Here is a 19310-nt window from a genome sequence, read left to right on the forward strand (position 1 = left end):
TTACTATTATCATTTATCCATCTACCTTTACCCAATTGTGGGTAAGGAAAAACTTATAGAATAAACTGGCTTAGATCTTTATCTTTAGAAATGGCACCTAATTTATCATCAACATACTGAGGTGTGATCTTCACCGTATCCATGGTGATGTCCGGTGCTTCAAAGGACAGATCTTCAAGGAGTTTTTCCATAATGGTATGAAGTCTTCTCGCTCCGATATTATCAGTATTTTGATTAACATCATAAGCAATTTCAGCTAGTCTACGAATAGCATCGTCAGAAAATTCAATTTGTATACCTTCTGTTTCCATTAAAGCGATATATTGTTTAATGATCGCATTGTCCGGTTCAACTAGAATTCGAACGAAGTCCTCCGTAGAGAGCTTCTGAAGTTCCACACGGATCGGAAAACGTCCTTGTAATTCAGGAATAAGATCTGAAGGTTTACTCATGTGAAAGGCGCCTGCCGCTATAAAAAGGACATGATCTGTCTTCACCGAACCATATTTCGTGACAATGGTAGAACCTTCCACTACAGGGAGAATATCCCGCTGAACCCCTTCCCTGGATACATCCGCAGAAGATTGACCGGAGCTCTTACTCGCAATTTTGTCAATCTCATCTATGAAAATGATACCGGACTGTTCAGCACGGACGATCGCCTCCTGGGTCACTTCATCCATGTCAATGAGCTTTTGGGCTTCCTCATTTGTCAGTACAACCCTTGCTTCCTTCACTTTTAATTTACGCTTTTTCTTCTTCTTTGGCATGAAACTACTTAGGGCATCCTGCATGTTCATCCCCATTTGTTCCATACCTGAACCTTGGAGCATATCAAACATGGATGCTTGTTGCTCCTCCACTTCAATCGTGATGAATTCTTCTTCCAATTCACCGTCATCAAGTTTCTTTTCGATTCTTCTTCTTTGCTCTTGTAGTGAAATTTCTTCCTGTTTCTCATCATCTTCTTCTGATGTCTCTTGATTCCCGTTACCACCGAATATCATTTCAAACGGATTCTTATAAGATGAGGACTTTTTCTTTGATGGAACGACAAGTTCTACTAAGCGACGGTTGGCATTTTCCGCAGCCCTTTCGCGAACCCCGACCATCTTCTCCTCTTTAACCAGACGAACCGAAGTCTCGACCAAATCCCTGACCATCGATTCAACATCGCGTCCAACATAGCCTACTTCCGTAAACTTGGTTGCCTCCACCTTCACAAATGGGGCACGGACCAGTTTGGCAATCCTTCTGGCAATCTCTGTTTTACCGACACCTGTGGGACCCATCATCAAGATGTTCTTTGGAATCACTTCATCCTTCAATACGTCAGACAAAAGGCTTCGTCTATAGCGATTCCTAAGGGCAACAGCAACGGCTCTCTTTGCATCTTTCTGCCCTACAATGTATTGATCCAGTCTTTCTACAATTTGCCTTGGGGTTAAGTGGACAGTACTCTTCATAAAGTGGCACACTCCTTACTCCTAATAGTGTGAGAGGATATCATTTCAAATCTGAAGATCCGCGATTAAAGCTCTTCGACGATAATTTGGTTATTCGTATATACACAAATATCTGCAGCAATTTGAAGGGATGATTGAGCGATTTCCTTAGCAGATAAATGATCACCGGCATAAAGTTTCAATGCCCTGCCAGCAGATAATGCGTAATTCCCACCAGAACCGATGGCCAGAATCCCATCATCCGGCTCAATCACTTCACCCGTTCCGGAAATTAAAAGAAGATGACTTTCATCCATGACGATCAACATCGCTTCAAGCTTTCTCAGTACCTTATCACTTCGCCACTCTTTTGCAAGCTCGACTGCTGCTCTCTGAAGATTTCCGTTGAACTCCTGAAGCCTTCCCTCAAACATTTCTGATAAAGTGAATGCATCGGCAACTGAACCCGCAAAACCAGCCAATACTTTCCCATTGAATAATTTCCGTACTTTCCTTGCGGTATGCTTCATGACAACGGAGTTTCCGAATGTAACCTGTCCGTCGCCTGACATCGCACATTTGCCTTTATGCTGCACGGCGAAAATAGTGGTTGCGTGGAATTGTTCCATATCCTGACCTCCAACTCTTCTAAGCACGTGGGTGATGTGCTAAATACGTTTTTCTCAACTGATCCTTGGACACATGGGTATATAGCTGAGTTGATGATAGCTGAGCGTGTCCGAGAAGTTCTTGAACCGTCCTTAAATCGGCACCATTATTCAATAAATGGGTTGCAAAAGTGTGCCGGAGCATATGTGGGTGTATCTTCCCCGTCAAAGATGCTTTCTCGATAATCTTATTTAAGATCAAACGTACACCCCTTTGGGTTAATGCTCCACCACGATGATTGACCAGCAACTGATTATGGGGATTATCCTTTATCAACTTTGGCCGGGACTGTGTTATGTATTGTTCTAGTGCATCGTGTGCGTAGCTTCCAAATGGGACATACCTTTCTTTGTTTCCTTTCCCTTTAACCAGGACCGTAGATAATCCCATGTCAACGTCACCAAGCTGTATATTCGTGCACTCACTTACTCGGATACCCGTTGCATAAAGAAGTTCGAAGATCGCCCGATTACGTATTTCCATGGGGGATTCCCCGGCACAGGCATCCAGCAGTGCCTGTATTTCCTCCTCATAAAAAAAGCTAGGTAGTCTCTGTTCTTTTTTGGGGAGATTGACAAATGAAAAAGGGTTATCGAGCAGCTGCTTTTCCCGGTTCAAATAACGGTATAAGCTTCTAATACTGGAAACCTTCCTTGAAATGGAAGACCTCTTTAAACCTTGATCATGCAGCTTAGTTAAAAAAAGTCTCGCATCAGAATACTCGACATCTTTTAATGAACTTAAACCTTGTTCTTTCATAAATACGTAGAACTCTTCAATATCATGACGATATTGTTCAAATGTATGAACAGAATAATGCTTTTCTATTTGTAAATATTCAGTAAAGGATTGTAGTTGTTCATTTAATTGATTCTCCATGTTTAACACCTCACAAGGGCTACTAAATAGTAACACAACCGAACAGCCCTTGCAATGAATTTTACACTTTTTTCACAAAGTTCTGAATTGTTTCTAAAGCCCGGTTTGCGTGTTGTTCATTACGCTCTTTTTTACTTTTGACCTTTTTGGGCAAATCAGGGAAAAGGCCAAAATTGGCATTCATAGGCTGAAAATTATTTTCATTCGCCGTCGTTATATATCTGGCCATACTTCCGATTGCCGTATCATATGGAAACACCAGGGGTTCTTGATCCATTGCGAGTTTTGCAGCATTGATACCTGCGATTAATCCGCTCGCAGCAGATTCCACATACCCTTCCACTCCTGTCATCTGACCTGCAAAGAACAGGTTCTCATGATTCTTCAGCTGATACGTATCCTTTAAGACATTAGGTGAATTGATGAAGGTATTTCTGTGCATGACCCCGTAACGTACAATATCAGCATTTTCAAGACCAGGAATTAAACGTAACACTTCTTTCTGCGGTCCCCACTTTAAATGAGTTTGGAACCCGACAATATTATAAAGCGTTCCTGCTGCATCATCTTGTCTTAATTGTACTACAGCATACGGACGTTTTCCTGTTTTAGGATCTTCCAATCCCACTGGCTTTAATGGTCCGAACAACATCGTTTTCTTTCCGCGTGAAGCCATGACCTCAATCGGCATACAGCCCTCGAAGAAAATTTCTTTCTCGAATTCTTTCAACGGAACCGTCTCTGCAGAAATCAAGGCCTCATAGAAACGATTGAACTCACTTTCGGTCATCGGGCAATTTAAGTATGCTGCTTCCCCTTTATCATAACGGGATTTCAAATACACTTTGTCCATATCTATGGAGTCTTTCTCAATGATCGGTGCAGCTGCATCATAAAAGTATAAGTGCTCTTCCCCTGTCAGCTGTTTAATTTGCCTTGAAAGTTTCTCACTAGTCAAAGGACCGGTAGCTACAATAGTAGTCCCTTCAGGCAATTCGGTGACTTCTTCATTGAACACCGTTACGTTCGGGTGGTTTTTCACTTTATCTGTAACCAGCGCAGCAAATTCATGGCGATCGACGGCCAGTGCTCCTCCAGCCGGGACGGAACAAGCATCAGCTGCAGCCATGATGACCGAATCCAAACATCTCATTTCTTCCTTTAATACCCCTACTGCATTCGTAAGAGTATTGGCTCTAAGGGAGTTACTGCACACAAGCTCTGCAAATTTATCTGTATGGTGGGCAGGGGTCTTCGTAATGGGTCTCATTTCAAAGAGATTGACTTTGATTCCCCTCTTTGCAATCTGCCAAGCGGCTTCACTACCTGCTAACCCTGCTCCAATAACATTTACTGTCATGATTTGACCTCCTACAGTCCGAACGTTATAACCTGTCAGCATTGTACCTCAAGGGACAATGTTAAAAAAAGATATATATATTGAAAAACTGTATAGTTTTTACAAAATTAAAGGAAAACACAAAAGGGCTGACCCAATAGGTAATAGAGAAATCACCTGTTGGGACAGTCCCTCGTTACATTGTATAAGTTCATTGTTCAACAATCAATCTTTTTATTGCTTTTGTTTACAATATTCGTTGATTGATCAGCTGTCGGGATTATGGTTCATACCTCCAGCAGGATATAAGGTGTACCGGAACCCTTATATATTCAGTACACCACTATTTCTGAGGTTCTTCTTTATAATCACAATTCGTACATTGAATTTGATTTCCTTTTTTAAGCTTTTTCTCTACGAGGAGTTCAGCACATTTCGGACATTTCCGTTCGATTGGTTTATCCCATGATAAGAAATCACATTCGGGATACTGATCACAGCCGTAGAAAATTCGTTTCTTCTTACTTTTTCGTTCAATGATGTTTCCTTTTTCACATTTAGGACATTTCACACCGATTTCTTTGACGATCGGTTTTGTATTCCGGCAATCCGGGAAATTACTGCAGGCCATGAATTTACCGTATCGCCCCATCTTAATGACCATTGGATGTCCACATTCTTCACAATCTTCCCCTGCGGGTTCATCCCGGATTTCAATTTTCTCCATCTCATTCTCGGCTCTTTCCAGGTGTTTTTCAAAATCTTGATAAAAACGATCGATGATTTTTTTCCACTTTACATTTCCGTCTTCAATATCATCAAGACTCCGTTCCATATTTGCTGTGAACTCTACGTCAATGATGTCCGGGAAAAATTCTCTTATCAGCTCTAAAACGATTTCCCCGAGCTCCGTTGGGACAAAACGCTTATTATCAAGCGTTACATATCCTCTTCGTTGGATCGTATCCAGAGTAGGAGCATAAGTGGAAGGTCTGCCGATACCGAGTTCTTCTAAGGTTTTAACCAATCGTGCTTCAGTATACCTTGGTGGAGGCTGCGTGAAATGCTGATTCGGATCAATGTTTTCACTTTTCACCTTATCGTTTTCTGCTAGCGCTGGAAGGAAATTATCCTTTTCTTCTTTTTGGTCGTCAGATCCTTCAACGTATACCTTCATAAAGCCTGGGAATTTCACTTTGGAACCCGTAGCCCTGAACATGACCGAGTTGTTCACAAGATCTACACTCATGGTGTCCATGATAGCAGGTGCCATCTCACTTGCCACGAATCGTTCCCAAATCAATTTGTACAGACGATATTGATCCCTTGAAAGAAACTCTTTCACAGATGATGGATCCCTTAAGGTACTCGTGGGACGAACAGCTTCATGGGCATCCTGGGCTTTTTGTTGTTTTTTCTCTTTACGCTCAGATTGCTTGATGAAATCCTGACCATATTTATTCACGATGTATTCGTTTGCTTCTTTTTGGGCTACTTCAGAAATACGGGTGGAGTCCGTTCTCATATATGTGATAAATCCAACGGTTCCTTGTTTTCCCATTTCAATCCCTTCGTATAATTGCTGAGCAAGCATCATCGTTTTCTTTGCACGGAAATTCAATTTCCGGGCTGCTTCCTGTTGTAAGGAGGACGTCGTAAACGGAGGCGCAGGATTTCTCTTTCTTTCCTTCTTTGTGACTTTGTTCACCTCGAAGGATTTACCCTTAACTTTTCCGAGCACATCTTTTACGTCCTCTTCCGTTTTCAATTCCATCTTTTTACCGTCAATCCCATAAAAGGATGCTTGAAACGTCTCTTTATCTTTTGTAAATTCCGCTTCTATTGACCAGTACTCTTCAGGAGTAAAGTTTTTGATTTCATTTTCTCTGTCAATGATTAACCTGACGGCAACGGATTGCACACGGCCGGCACTGAGACCCTTTTTCACTTTCTTCCATAGTAAGGGGCTGATGTTATAGCCGACTAATCGATCTAAAACCCTTCTTGCTTGTTGCGCATCCACCAAATCCATATTGATTGCCCGTGGATGTTTAAACGATTCTTTGATCGCATCCTTCGTGATTTCGTTAAAAACGACTCGACACGCAGAATCAGTATCCATATCCAGGCTGTGTGCAAGGTGCCATGCGATCGCTTCCCCTTCTCTGTCGGGGTCGGCCGCGAGAAAGATCTTTTTCACTTTTTTTGCAGCGGTTTTCAGTTCTTTCAATACAGGTCCCTTACCCCGTATCGTGATATACTTCGGTTCGAATTCATTTTCAACATCGACGCCCATTTGACTCTTAGGCAGGTCAATGACGTGCCCCATTGAGGCCCTCACCTTATACTTTTTCCCTAAATAACGTTCAATTGTTTTCGCCTTTGCCGGCGATTCCACTATTACTAAATAATCTGCCATCCAATAAGCCTCCTTAAAGAGGAAAATAATCACTGTGTATAGTACCTTGGAATGTTGATTAAACTCGTACAAACGGAAACGTTTACACTCACATTCACATAGGTATGAAATTAATTTCAGTGTAGAGAAGTACTGCTCTTACCTATTTATTTCTCATAAATACAGTTTTTGATACCTGTTGCAAAATGTATAACAGTTTTACCATAATTGCAACCATTTTGTATAAATAACTTATATTTATTCGGATATATATGGGTGAAAATCTGTTTTATTAAGAGATTTTTGTCCTATTTTCTAGTTTATACACGCAGTTCTGAAAAAATATCTTCTATTGTTAAGACCATTTTGGCTCCCTCTTGAATGAGAGAGTTTGTTCCTTCAGCTAATGGATCATGTATGGACCCGGGAATGCATAACACTTCCCGTCCTTCGTTCAATGCATAGTCAGCCGTGATGAAGGTTCCACTTTTTTTCCTGGCTTCAGTGACAAGAACTGCATCACTAAGACCGCTGATAATTCGATTTCGGAACGGAAAATGCCATTTTTCAGGCTTCATATAGGGTGGATATTCCGAAAGGAGAAGTTGATGATGCATCATATGATGGGCCAAATCGACATTTTGTTTAGGGTAAATATGCTGGAACCCTCCACCTAACACACCTATCGTATTCCCACCTGACTTAATCGCTTCTTTATGAGCAATCGTATCTGCCCCTCTGGCAAGCCCGCTTACAATTACGACTCCCCGTTCAATCAGCTGTGGAATCAACCTATGGAGGACTTTCTCTGTATAAGAGGTGGCGTTTCTTGAACCAATCACAGCCAATTTCGTCGAAGCTTGAAGGAGTTTCCTGTTTCCTTTTAAGAAAAGCAAAAAGGGAGGGTCATATACGTTTTTTAATAACTTAGGGTAATCATCATCGTATAAGGTAATCCACTCTATATCATTTTCCTCATAGAGTTTCTTATACCGATCGGAAGGAAAGGAATGAAGATCATTATAGAAGAGTTCTATATTCGTAGAACTTAAAGCGGTTAACTGTTGAAGCTTTGATGAAGAAAGTTCAAAGACAGCGTGAAGATCTTGGTATGTTTCCACCAGCCGTTTGGTTCCTTTTATCCCTATACCACGGCAATGGTGAATATGGAAGAGCATGTGACGATTCCCTTTCATTTACAGCCTCCTTTATTTCATTATTAAATCTAGATAAAACTGAGACTGATAGCTAAGCTATCAGTCTCAATACAAGATTAATGAGTTTTACATTTATCGAGGATTCCCTCTTCTTTCAGAACCTTGATCAATGTTTCGCCCATATCTGAAGGAGTCGGCGCAACTTGAATACCACATTCATTCATCACGCGGATTTTCTCATCAGCGGTTCCTTTACCACCTGAAATAATCGCACCGGCATGTCCCATACGCTTACCTGGAGGTGCCGTCCGTCCACCAATGAATCCTACTACAGGTTTCGTCATATTGGCTTTAATCCACTCAGCTGCTTCTTCTTCAGCCGTACCTCCGATTTCACCAATCATGATCACTGCATACGTATCTTCGTCTTCATTGAAAGCCTTCAATACATCAATAAAGTCTGTTCCATTCACAGGGTCTCCACCGATACCGACTGCTGTAGACTGTCCGATACCAGCTTGTGAAAGTTGGTGAACTGCTTCATACGTCAGCGTACCAGAGCGGGAAACAACCCCAACATGACCTTTTGTATGGATGTAGCCAGGCATAATCCCGATTTTACACTCGTCAGGAGTGATGACTCCAGGACAGTTCGGCCCAACAAGGCGCGTTTTCTTTCCTTCCATATAACGCTTAACCTTCACCATGTCTAATACAGGGATATGCTCTGTGATACAGATAGCTAAATCAAGCTCGGCATCTACCGCTTCCATGATTGCATCTGCTGCAAATGGAGCTGGAACATAAATGACAGAAGCATTTACACCCGTTGCTTTCTTTGCTTCTTCGACTGTATTGAAAACAGGTACGCCTTCAACCTCAGTTCCGCCTTTTCCAGGTGTAACACCAGCCACGATTTGTGTACCGTATTCAAGCATTTGCTTCGTATGGAAAAGAGCTGTTGATCCTGTAATCCCTTGTACAACAACCTTGGTATCTTTATTAATAAATACGCTCATTTGTCCCCCGCCTTTCTTAGCCTACTTGCTCAACGATTTTTTGTGCGCCGTCTGCCATAGATTCAGCTGCAATAATATTCAATCCAGATTGATTCAAGATTTCTTTTCCTAAATCAACGTTCGTACCCTCAAGACGAACCACAAGAGGTACTTGAAGACCGATTTGCTTAGCCGCTTCCACAACACCAGTTGCAATAACATCACATTTCATGATTCCGCCGAAGATATTGACGAAAATACCTTTAACGTTTTCATCAGAAAGAATGATCTTGAACGCTTCTGTTACCTTCTCAGCTGTGGCACCGCCCCCAACATCAAGGAAGTTAGCGGGATCTCCACCATAATGCTTCACGATGTCCATCGTAGCCATGGCAAGACCAGCACCATTTACCATGCAGCCGATATTTCCATCAAGAGAGATATAGCTCAGGTCATATTTAGAAGCTTCGATTTCTTTCGCATCCTCTTCTTCAAGGTCGCGTAATTCAATGACATCTTTTTGACGGTATAATGCATTCGAATCGAAGTTAAACTTCGCATCCAAAGCCATAACGTCCCCATCACCTGTTACAACTAACGGGTTGATTTCAACGATCGAAGCATCCTTTTGGATGTAGACATTGTAAAGACCCATCATGAATTTAGCTGCTTTCCCAACAAGTTTCTGCGGGATATTGATATTGAAAGCGATACGTCTCGCTTGGAATCCTGTTAATCCTACAACCGGATCGATATACTCTTTAAAGATTTTTTCCGGTGTTTTTTCTGCTACTTCTTCGATTTCAGTTCCGCCTTCTTCAGAAGCCATCAGAACCACTTGAGAAGTTGCGCGGTCAAGTACAAGACCTACGTAATATTCTTTCTTGATATCACAGCCTTCTTCGATAAGTAAGCGCTTTACTTCCTTACCTTCAGGCCCTGTTTGATGAGTAACTAATGTTTTACCGATTAGCTCTTCTGCATATGTACGCACTTCGTCCAGGCTCTTAGCAATCTTAACGCCTCCAGCTTTACCCCGGCCACCTGCGTGGATTTGAGCTTTTACTACATATACGCTAGAATTTAACGTCTTCGCCGCTTCTACTGCTTCTTCAGCTGTAAAAGCCACTTTACCATTTGGCACGGACACCCCGTAATTTCTGAGGATTTCTTTACCTTGATATTCATGGATATTCATTTTCCATCCTCCTATCAAACTCTTCAAAAAATAGACTGCGCTTTCATTGTATAGAATGACAGTATATCTGTCTACCATTATGCTAAAAATATTATATTAGTTTAAAAATTCTGAACTTAAGTTGATAGAATTCTTTCTTAACACGCTATGTTTATTAGGGTATCTCCAATAGAAATATTATATTCAAAAAATATATTCCCCTCTAAATCTATTTCATTAACTTCATACGGGAAACCGCTTCAATCATTCCTTCTTGGATATATCCCTGTCCAAACGGTAGATAAAAGCAAAGACTTCTGCTACTGCACCATATAATTCTTCCGGGATGGATTCACCAATATCCAAGTTTCCGAGGAGGGACAAAAGACTCTTATCTTCTTGGATCGGCACCCCATTCTCCTTTGCACGTGAAAGGATGTTTTCAGCAATGATCCCCTTCCCCTTCGCAAGTACTTTAGGAGCCGCTTCACTATGTGGATTATACCCTAATGCCATCGCTTCTTTCCGCTTTTGCTGGTTCTTCATACCTTAACATCAACTCCGGAATAGGTTCGATTAGATTGGTCACCGAGAATCTTATTTGAAAGCTCTGAATGAGTATCCGGAACTTTAAACTTTATATTCGAGAGTTGATACTCGAGCATCTCCAGACCGTTTCTCAAATTGGGGACGTATGATTGTGACAAAGCTTCCATGGCGGGGTGTTCATTCCAAACAGTCAAGGAAATCACCCGATTCTGGACCTGCATATCGATCAATGTCTCATTTAATCTTTCCAGGTTCAAGTAGAATAGGACACGGCAGTAGTCTTCATCTATGACACCTTTATCTTTTTCTTTTCCTGTCCACTGAATGGTAATATCCGTGCTCCTTCCAAACAGATACAGGGGAAATTGCTGCACGATCGTAAGAAAGGGGGTATGATCCTGTGATTGAAGAACTTGATGATTCATTTTCAGAACAATGTCATCGGCTAATTGACGAATGTCTGAAGATGTGTGGTGCTGACTCAATCCTATAAGATGCTCTTTTAATGTTTGTCCCTGGATTTCAAGTCCTTTATGAAACTGCGCTTCAAAGTTAATCCCGAATTGCCCGATCACTTTTTTTAACACTTTGGCCATTTCATCCCCACGGATTTGCTGAGTGAATTCCTCTACAGTTTCGTGAAGAAGAATTTGAAATATTTTTTCCTGATTTGAAGCAGGGCCACTCTTCCCCCACATCTGTTCAAGTTTGGTGAAATTCTTTTCCACCTGCTTCTCCCTCCCACTTAAACCGTACAACTGTTTTGCCGCCGATAGGGAAGCGTCATTCTTGTCTCCAACGGTGGTGTTATGGGTGCCTGTCAGGACATTCACCCATTTTTCCACCACGGACGCAGCGGTTTTTAAAGATTGTGCGCCCTTATCACTTACCATTAAGTATTGATTCAGTTCATTCAGAAGGCCTTCTTCAGAATGATTTGGCAGCTTTCCATATTGATGGACCCTGTTCCCTTCCACGAGAGAAGAGTAGCTTTCCAGTACCATCCTTGTCAATCCTTCCTTCCATTGGTGCATAACCATTTCAGAAGAAAAGAATCCCAAGGACTTCAATAGGTCAAAGTGGCCCAGTCGGGTTGAAAAGGTTCGGGAGTTGTCCGCTAACCGTGCCAAAGCCTTGATGACAAGGTTTTCAGAAACATTCTCCATGATGGGTTCCTGCATTTTCTGAAGCATCTGCAGAGTGCGTGAATCTCTCCCTGTCTCACTCAACTTTATCTTGAGTGTGTCCAGCATGGAAATAAAATCACCTTTTTCACCGGATTTCATAGATAAGAATGTCCTGTCTGTAAAAGGTAAGTTTTTTCTTGCCATTTCCACAAGTACTTTTACGTTCATGGATGCCTCATCGCCTTTTAAATACTTTTCGGCAAATACAAGCATTTCTTTATGGATGGGAATTTTATTCTTCACAAGCTCCATAATGAACGAAGACATTTCTTTTTCTTTACTCGTGATGGAAAGGTGCTGTAACAATTTAAAAGCTATTCCCTCACCATCACCTTCTCCATTTGGGGTCCGGATCAATTGAAGACTCACTCCATCCTCCGTTTGCTTCACTTCCACCCAGTGACGTTCCCCAGGTTTTATAGGGGTTTCGAGCCTGGCCATGAACCTGCGACCATTTGCTGAAACATCTGCTACGTCATCACCCATTAGTTTATGTACCTTTACATATAGAATCTTTCCATTTTGAAATGAGAATGGTTTCCCAAAAGCAGAGGACAATGGCTGATTGCCTCCGGTACCATGAATGTGGGCCATCTCCCTTTCCCCCGTTCCACAATTTTATCCTATCGAATCTTTCTTTTCCTATTTAGCTACTCTTTCTTTATTCTCATTCTGAAGAAGATCTTTCACCGGTGCAAAGCTTTTTCTATGAAGAGGGGTAACACCCAATCGTTTCAATCCCATTAAGTGGTCTTTTGTTCCATACCCTGCGTTTTTCTCGAAAGCATAGCCAGGATATCTTTCAGCATACTCTTTCATCATCCTGTCTCTGGTAACCTTTGCGACAATCGAAGCCGCGGCTATGGATATGCTTTTCGAATCCCCTTTAATGATTGATTTACTAGGATATGGTGTTTCAAGTTTCATCGCATCGATTAATAAATAATCAGGTTTAACCGACAAATTTACGATTGCATCATTCATCGCTTTTTTCGTCGCTTGATAAATATTGATATCATCAATTTCCATCGCATGAACCATCCCTACCCCGATCGATATAGCGTGTTCTTGGATATAGTTAAAATACTCTTCTCTTTTCGATTCTGAAAGCTTCTTACTATCATTCAACCCTGCCAAATAGAAGTCTGGTGGCAGAATAACTGCTGCCGTGACGACGGGTCCAGCAAGTGGCCCCCTTCCCACCTCGTCTATACCCGCGATATTCTTGAAACCTTGATGGCGCACCTCCGTTTCATATCGAGTGAGAATCTTGAATTCTTCTTTCTCCTTTACTTTCTTTATCCGTTCACGTTCAAACTGCTGTAAAAGCTTCTGAACACCTTTTCGTTCATCTTGTTTTAATTCTTCCATTATCGGGTCAGAGTCAGTCAATGTTCCAATCATTTGCTTGATCTCTTTGATCGATTTATGTACTTTCGTCACTCTCGTTCCTCCTCGTATATATCGGTTATCACCGCAAATAATAAAGAGGCTGTGTAAAAGAGATCCCGTCCCTTTATTCAGCCTCTTCGGTTATTCACTATCCATTTCTGCTTCATCAATGAAATCAAAGGTCATTGGTCCTAGTTGAACATTCCGGATATCTCTTACAATGATCTCCGATGTTTTGTCATAATTCACTTCTCCACCAGCCATCAGACAGCCTCTCTTAGTTCCGATTTGATTAAAGCTATCCACGACTTCTTCTGGTATTCCATCGAGACCGTAGCGCTCTTCTAATCGCTCAGGATAGTGTTCCGCAAGAAAGCGTAAGCCATATACCGCAATATCCTGCAAATTCAGGATGGTATCCTTGATCGCTCCCGTTAAAGCAAGTTTATACCCTACCTTTGGATCTTCAAACTTCGGCCAGAGTATCCCGGGTGTATCAAGTAGTTCGAGCTCTTTTCCTACTTTGATCCATTGCTGGGCTTTCGTCACACCAGGAGTGTTGCCTGTTTTAGCGATATTTTTCTTTGCCAGTCTGTTGATCAATGTGGATTTACCTACATTTGGGATTCCCACAATCATCGCCCTGATGGCACGTGGTCTCATTCCTCTCGACTTCATGCGGTCGAATTTTTCTTTTAATATTTCCTTAGCGGCTTGCACGATGACTTGAAGCCCTTTTCCAGCCTGCGCATTTACAGCAATGGCCGTGATACCCTGTTCTTTGAAATAGGTAATCCATTCATTCGTCCTGCTTGTGTCTGCCATGTCCGCTTTATTTAACAAAACAAGACGGGGCTTTTGACCAATGATTTCTTCAATCATCGGATTTCTCGATGATAACGGAATTCTTGCATCTACCAATTCAATCACAATGTCAACAAGTTTCAATTTCTCGGTTACTTGTCTACGAGCTTTAGCCATATGCCCTGGAAACCATTGTATTGTCATATGACCACCTCCAAACAACTTTTTTTTCTATTATTTCACCAAACCAAAATCTTTAACAGGCCAATAGATCACTTTCGTATCCCCGATGACTTCATCAGTTGAAACTGTCCCGATATGACGACTATCCTTGCTGAATCGACGATTGTCTCCCATAACAAAGATTTCCCCAGCAGGAACCGTTTCTTCACCGGTAATGTCTTTAAGAGTGAAATCTTCTGTTAAGACGCCACCGTCCAATTGATCTTTGTACTCCTTTAAATAGGGTTCAGAATAGGCTTTTCCGTTAATATATAATGTATCATTCTTGTACTCCACTTTATCTCCCGGCAACCCGATGACACGTTTGATATAATCCTTATGTTCAGGCGCATGAAAGACAACGATATCGAATCGCTCCGGCTCTCCCAATTTACTTACAATCATTCGGTCACCATTATGTAAAGTAGGCATCATTGATAATCCATCGACAACGATGGGTGCAAATAGAAAGAATCTGATTATGGCAGCTAATCCTACTGCAATTAACAGGGCTTTCATCCATTCCCACCACTCGTTTTTCTCTTTAACCACATCTCCACCACCCATGATTATTTCAATCTTTTCTATCTTTTTCTATTCTACTAGAAATTCTTCTAATTCTCATTAAAAATTGGTGGTTTCACTCAAATAGTAGAAACTCTAAAGCTTCATTACGTATAAGACGCTTTAATAAAAGGAAAAGGAGCTTGTCTCCAAGCTCCTTTTCTTACGTTCTTATCGAATTTCTTTAATACGTGCCGCTTTACCACGTAGGTTACGTAGGTAATAAAGTTTCGCACGACGGACTTTACCGCGACGAATTACTTCTAATTTAGCGATTTTTGGTGTGTGTACTGGGAAAGTACGTTCAACACCTACACCGTAAGAAATTTTACGAACAGTAAATGTTTCGCTGATACCGCCACCACGGCGTTTGATTACTACTCCTTCGTATACCTGAATACGTTCACGAGTACCCTCAACGATGTTAACGTGTACACGTACTGTATCACCAGGACGGAAAGATGGTAGATCAGAGCGAAGTTGTTCTTTCGTAATATCTTCGATTAATTTGTGCATCTTTTTCAACTCCTTCCAACAGATGCTCTTACAAAAGCGATTGATTGCAGCGGAACATCGGGATCCATGACTTTAGAAGCTAACTCCTCAAGCCACAAAGAATATAATATCATACAGGCATGCAGGATGCAAGCGTCTATTTTGACTTTCTCCATTCCTCAATCCATGCCTTTTGTTTATCCGAAAGTGTATGACTTTCCAATAGGTCAGGTCTTCTTTCGAAGGTCCTCCTCAGGCTCTCTTTCTCTCTCCATTCCTCAATCAACCTGTGGTTTCCTGAAATCAATTCCTGAGGGACCTTCATCCCTCTGAAATCGGCAGGACGGGTGTAGTGAGGATGCTCGAGGAGGCCTGAAGAAAATGAATCCAGAACGGGTGAATCCTCGTTGCCAAGAACCCCGGGTAGAAGGCGGACAACACTATCTATGACCACCATGGCTCCTAGCTCACCACCGGTCAGTACATAGTCGCCAATAGAAATTTCATCTGTGACGACATGCTCCCTTATACGTTCATCATAGCCTTCATAATGACCGCATATAAATACGAGATGCTTTTCCTTGGCAAACTCCTCAGCCTTTTGCTGGGTATAGCGCTCCCCTTGTGGACACATCAGGATGACTCTCGGTTTCGAATTCTCTTCTTGCTTTAGTGCATCGACGGCATCAAAGATCGGCTGGGGTTTCAAAACCATTCCCGCTCCCCCACCATATGGATAATCGTCTACCTGATGATGTTTATTGTCAGCGTAGTCGCGAAAGTTAATCACATTATACGTAACGGCTTCTTTTTCAGTAGCCTTTTTTAAGATTGAATCACCAAAGACGCCTTCGAACATTCCAGGGAATAGAGATAGAACATCAATTCTCATCATGATAATAGGCCTTCCATCGGTTCAATGGTAATGAGCTGACCTTCAATGTCGACACTGATCACGATATCCTCAATGTAAGGGATGAGATACTCTTTTCCCCTCTCTCCTTTTACGACCCATACATCGTTCGCACCTGGACTCAGGATTTCTTTGACGGTACCCAACTCTTCCCCCGCGGTCGTCCTTACCGTACAACCAACTATCTCATGGAAATAGTATTCACCTTCTTCGAGATCCTGCAATTGATCTTCCTGTACCTTCAAGATTCCCTCTTTGAACTTCTCAACCTCATTGATATTTTCATATCCTTCAAAGGTAAGTAAATCAAAGCTCTTATGGTTCCTGTGAGATTTGATTATGAGTTCTATGGGATTTTGTCCTTTAGTATGGAACAGGTATAGGGTGTTTCCTTTTTGATAACGTTCTTCAGGGAAATCTGTAGTCGATACAACCTTTACTTCTCCCTTAACGCCATGTGTATTCACAATCTTACCTACATTAAACCACTTTTCCATCGCATTCACCTCTTGCCTTAACGAATTTCTTTTACTATACCGTCTTCTACTACAATCGTCCTCGAAAGGGTTTCTTCATCCCAATTGTCACCAACTTGAATGTTCATCATACCTTGAACTTCCTTTTCCTTCAGTTCACTTCCAATCGGCAGGATATCAAGCTGTTCCATTTGAAAATCCAACAGTTTGATCTTTTCAGCCCGTTCATTCAATTCTTTTTCAAAATGCTGATTTAATTTGTGGGTAGGATATTTCTTGCCCCGCTCGATTTTTTTCATTTCGAACTGAAGCTGGTCTCTTTCCTTTTTCAGATGAAACTTCTGATTTTCATATCGTTTCATTAACAGGTTCTTGCTCTTTTCTGTCAGTACCTGTTTAATCGTAATCGTATGTATCACGTTCAAAAGTTCTTCCTCCTCCTTCTATTCACCCCTCACTGAAGTTTAGGTCTAAAAGGGTGCTCTTAGGGGAGTGGCGGCTAGTACGACGGCTTTGTAACCCTCTGACTATATCATACCATTGGATGTAGATAATCCCTACGAAAAAGGGGACTGACATCGTAAGGTTAAAAGTATAACCTTTGTGGGTCAGTCCCCTGATTCATAGAGCCCTGAGTCAGGAGCTTATGAAAAGCTTCCTCACTCCACGATCTCTAAGAAGATTTTCTTCTGTTGTGAAGATCCTGCTGCAGCGTATACCACAGTTCGAATCGATTTAGCTACTCTCCCTTGCTTCCCAATAACCTTTCCCATGTCCTCGGGATGAACAGATAACTTATACGTTAAGCCGTTCGTCCCTTCATCCAAATCGACGCGGACAGCTTCAGGATGGTCCACTAAAGGTTTCACAATCGTTAGAATAAGATCTTTCATCGATCTAATCGATTACTTGCTGTTTTTAGCATTGTGGAATTTTTCCATAATGCCTTGTTTTGAGAATAGGTTACGAACTGTGTCAGATGGTTTTGCTCCATTTGATAACCATTTAAGAGCTAGCTCTTCATCGATTTTCACTTCAGCTGGTTTAGCAACTGGGTTGTACGTTCCAACTGTTTCGATTTGACGTCCATCACGTGGTGAACGAGAATCTGCAACTACGATACGATAGAAAGGAGATTTTTTTGCTCCCATACGTTTTAATCTGATTTTTACTGCCATAATTAAAGCACCTCCGAATAGTTTCACACAAGTTAGTATAATATCAAATGTGTATTTTGTTTGTAAAGTGTTTTTTCTTAACAGTTCAATTTTTCTTTAGAAAAGTTGAACGAATTGCTTACATAAATGGGAATTTCATCCCTTTTTTCTTACCTTTTCCTTGCATGCCACTCATCTGTTTCATCATTTTCTTCATGTCCTCGAATTGTTTCAGAAGGCGGTTCACCTCTTGGATGGACGTACCGCTTCCTTTGGCAATTCGTTTGCGACGGGAAGCATTAATGGTTTCGGGGTGAATTTTTTCATCACCCGTCATGGATTGGATGATCGCCTCTACGTGACTGATCTGTTTGTCATCGACTTTAAGCTTGTCCAGACCCTTCATTTTGTTGGCGCCAGGCATCATTTTCAGCAATTCATCGAGTGGGCCCATTTGCTTCACCTGACCTAATTGGTCAAGGAAATCATCAAATGTAAAGGACATGGTACGCATTTTTTGTTCCAGTTCTTTTGCCTTTTCTTCATCCACATTGGCTTGGGCCTTCTCAATGAGGGAGAGTACATCTCCCATACCGAGGATCCTTGAAGCCATACGTTCAGGATGGAATGCTTCCAACGCATCCATTTTTTCACCCATACCAACAAATTTAATCGGTTTTTCAGTAACCGAACGGATGGATAATGCAGCCCCACCTCGAGTATCACCATCTAGTTTGGTCAGGACAACACCAGAAATACCAAGTGCTTCATTGAAGCTTTGAGCTACATTCACTGCATCTTGACCAGTCATGGCATCAACAACGAGGAAGATTTCATCCGGATTTGAGAGTTCTTTGATTTCTTTCAACTCTCCCATCAGATTTTCATCAATGTGAAGTCGACCTGCCGTATCAATCAGAACATAGTCGTGATGTTCCTCTTTTGCCTTTTCGATGGCTTTTTTTGCAATTTCCACCGGACTTACCTGATCGCCCATTGAAAATACAGGAAGACTCAATTGCTTCCCGACGGTTTCAAGCTGCTTGATAGCAGCTGGACGATATATATCAGCAGCCACTAAAAGGGGTTTGCGATTGTGTTTCTTTCGAAGCAGGTTCCCAAGCTTACCAGTGGTCGTCGTTTTACCGGCACCCTGTAAACCGACCATCATGATGACGGTAGGAGGACGTTTCGCAACGGCAATCTGACTTTGTTCGCCACCCATCAAGTTTGTAAGTTCCTCTTGAACAACCTTTATAACCTGCTGTCCTGGCGTAAGACTCTTCATGACTTCCTGTCCGACAGCCCGTTCGCTTACTTTCTTGACGAATTGCTTCACCACTTTAAAATTAACGTCTGCTTCTAGAAGAGCAAGACGAACTTCACGCATCATTTCTTTAACATCCGCTTCTGAGATTTTCCCTTTTCCACGGATTTTTTGTATTGTACCTTGCAGTCGGTCGGCTAATCCTTCAAATGCCATTCATGC

Annotated in this window: 20 protein-coding genes; all 20 read right to left on the reverse strand. The window is 41.8% G+C overall.

Features of this window, described 5'->3' with window-relative positions; translation table 11 throughout:
• Positions 1 to 53: 53 nt before the first annotated feature.
• The gene (hslU, locus tag ACIGG7_RS10745) at positions 54 to 1466 is read right to left on the reverse strand and encodes an ATP-dependent protease ATPase subunit HslU (RefSeq protein ID WP_397549767.1); all 1413 of its coding nucleotides are present in this window, start codon (positions 1464 to 1466) and stop codon (positions 54 to 56) included.
• A 65-nt stretch (positions 1467 to 1531) separates the two neighbouring features.
• Complete coding sequence (hslV, locus tag ACIGG7_RS10750) at positions 1532 to 2074, reverse strand: ATP-dependent protease subunit HslV (protein WP_397549768.1); 543 nt, start codon at positions 2072 to 2074, stop codon at positions 1532 to 1534.
• A 19-nt stretch (positions 2075 to 2093) separates the two neighbouring features.
• Positions 2094 to 2993, reverse strand: coding sequence for a tyrosine recombinase XerC (xerC, locus tag ACIGG7_RS10755; RefSeq protein WP_397549769.1), 900 nt, complete (start codon positions 2991 to 2993; stop codon positions 2094 to 2096).
• A gap of 61 nt (positions 2994 to 3054) precedes the next feature.
• Complete coding sequence (trmFO, locus tag ACIGG7_RS10760) at positions 3055 to 4353, reverse strand: FADH(2)-oxidizing methylenetetrahydrofolate--tRNA-(uracil(54)-C(5))-methyltransferase TrmFO (RefSeq protein WP_397549770.1); 1299 nt, start codon at positions 4351 to 4353, stop codon at positions 3055 to 3057.
• Between the two features lie 322 nt (positions 4354 to 4675).
• Positions 4676 to 6751, reverse strand: coding sequence for a type I DNA topoisomerase (gene topA / locus ACIGG7_RS10765; RefSeq protein ID WP_224941145.1), 2076 nt, complete (start codon positions 6749 to 6751; stop codon positions 4676 to 4678).
• A 299-nt stretch (positions 6752 to 7050) separates the two neighbouring features.
• Positions 7051 to 7926 (reverse strand): DNA-processing protein DprA, encoded by an 876-nt coding sequence (gene dprA, locus ACIGG7_RS10770; RefSeq protein ID WP_397549771.1) that lies wholly within the window; start codon positions 7924 to 7926, stop codon positions 7051 to 7053.
• A 77-nt stretch (positions 7927 to 8003) separates the two neighbouring features.
• Complete coding sequence (gene sucD / locus ACIGG7_RS10775; RefSeq protein WP_098351794.1) at positions 8004 to 8906, reverse strand: succinate--CoA ligase subunit alpha; 903 nt, start codon at positions 8904 to 8906, stop codon at positions 8004 to 8006.
• Positions 8907 to 8922: 16 nt separating this feature from the next.
• Positions 8923 to 10083, reverse strand: coding sequence for an ADP-forming succinate--CoA ligase subunit beta (gene sucC / locus ACIGG7_RS10780; protein WP_224941147.1), 1161 nt, complete (start codon positions 10081 to 10083; stop codon positions 8923 to 8925).
• Between the two features lie 243 nt (positions 10084 to 10326).
• Entirely contained in the window at positions 10327 to 10608 is a 282-nt protein-coding gene (locus ACIGG7_RS10785; RefSeq protein WP_224941148.1) for an EscU/YscU/HrcU family type III secretion system export apparatus switch protein, read from the reverse strand.
• Complete coding sequence (locus ACIGG7_RS10790) at positions 10605 to 12392, reverse strand: hypothetical protein (protein ID WP_397549772.1); 1788 nt, start codon at positions 12390 to 12392, stop codon at positions 10605 to 10607. Before ACIGG7_RS10790 ends, ACIGG7_RS10785 begins: the two co-directional genes overlap by 4 nt.
• 48 nt (positions 12393 to 12440) lie before the next feature.
• Positions 12441 to 13241, reverse strand: a complete 801-nt coding sequence (locus tag ACIGG7_RS10795; RefSeq protein ID WP_397549773.1) for a ribonuclease HII — start codon at positions 13239 to 13241, stop codon at positions 12441 to 12443.
• 90 nt (positions 13242 to 13331) lie between these two features.
• Entirely contained in the window at positions 13332 to 14198 is an 867-nt protein-coding gene (gene ylqF / locus ACIGG7_RS10800; RefSeq protein ID WP_224941151.1) for a ribosome biogenesis GTPase YlqF, read from the reverse strand.
• Between the two features lie 30 nt (positions 14199 to 14228).
• The gene (gene lepB, locus ACIGG7_RS10805; RefSeq protein ID WP_397549774.1) at positions 14229 to 14768 is read right to left on the reverse strand and encodes a signal peptidase I; all 540 of its coding nucleotides are present in this window, start codon (positions 14766 to 14768) and stop codon (positions 14229 to 14231) included.
• Positions 14769 to 14951: 183 nt separating this feature from the next.
• Positions 14952 to 15296 carry a 50S ribosomal protein L19 gene (rplS, locus tag ACIGG7_RS10810; RefSeq protein ID WP_032088854.1) on the reverse strand — a complete coding sequence of 115 codons (345 nt, stop codon included), beginning with the start codon at positions 15294 to 15296 and terminating at the stop codon, positions 14952 to 14954.
• Positions 15297 to 15432: 136 nt separating this feature from the next.
• Complete coding sequence (trmD, locus tag ACIGG7_RS10815; protein WP_397550045.1) at positions 15433 to 16167, reverse strand: tRNA (guanosine(37)-N1)-methyltransferase TrmD; 735 nt, start codon at positions 16165 to 16167, stop codon at positions 15433 to 15435.
• Positions 16167 to 16685, reverse strand: a complete 519-nt coding sequence (gene rimM / locus ACIGG7_RS10820) for a ribosome maturation factor RimM (RefSeq protein WP_397549775.1) — start codon at positions 16683 to 16685, stop codon at positions 16167 to 16169. Before rimM ends, trmD begins: the two co-directional genes overlap by 1 nt.
• A 17-nt stretch (positions 16686 to 16702) precedes the next feature.
• Positions 16703 to 17089 carry a YlqD family protein gene (locus tag ACIGG7_RS10825; RefSeq protein ID WP_224941154.1) on the reverse strand — a complete coding sequence of 129 codons (387 nt, stop codon included), beginning with the start codon at positions 17087 to 17089 and terminating at the stop codon, positions 16703 to 16705.
• A 234-nt stretch (positions 17090 to 17323) separates the two neighbouring features.
• The gene (locus ACIGG7_RS10830) at positions 17324 to 17557 is read right to left on the reverse strand and encodes a KH domain-containing protein (RefSeq protein WP_206850961.1); all 234 of its coding nucleotides are present in this window, start codon (positions 17555 to 17557) and stop codon (positions 17324 to 17326) included.
• Positions 17558 to 17569: 12 nt separating this feature from the next.
• Positions 17570 to 17842, reverse strand: a complete 273-nt coding sequence (rpsP, locus tag ACIGG7_RS10835; protein WP_032088859.1) for a 30S ribosomal protein S16 — start codon at positions 17840 to 17842, stop codon at positions 17570 to 17572.
• 118 nt (positions 17843 to 17960) lie between these two features.
• Positions 17961 to 19304, reverse strand: a complete 1344-nt coding sequence (ffh, locus tag ACIGG7_RS10840; protein WP_224941155.1) for a signal recognition particle protein — start codon at positions 19302 to 19304, stop codon at positions 17961 to 17963.
• Positions 19305 to 19310 lie beyond the last annotated feature (6 nt).

It is taken from the genome of Rossellomorea sp. NPDC077527, from assembly GCF_044542955.1.
GTDB lineage: Bacteria > Bacillota > Bacilli > Bacillales > Bacillaceae_B > Rossellomorea > Rossellomorea aquimaris_E.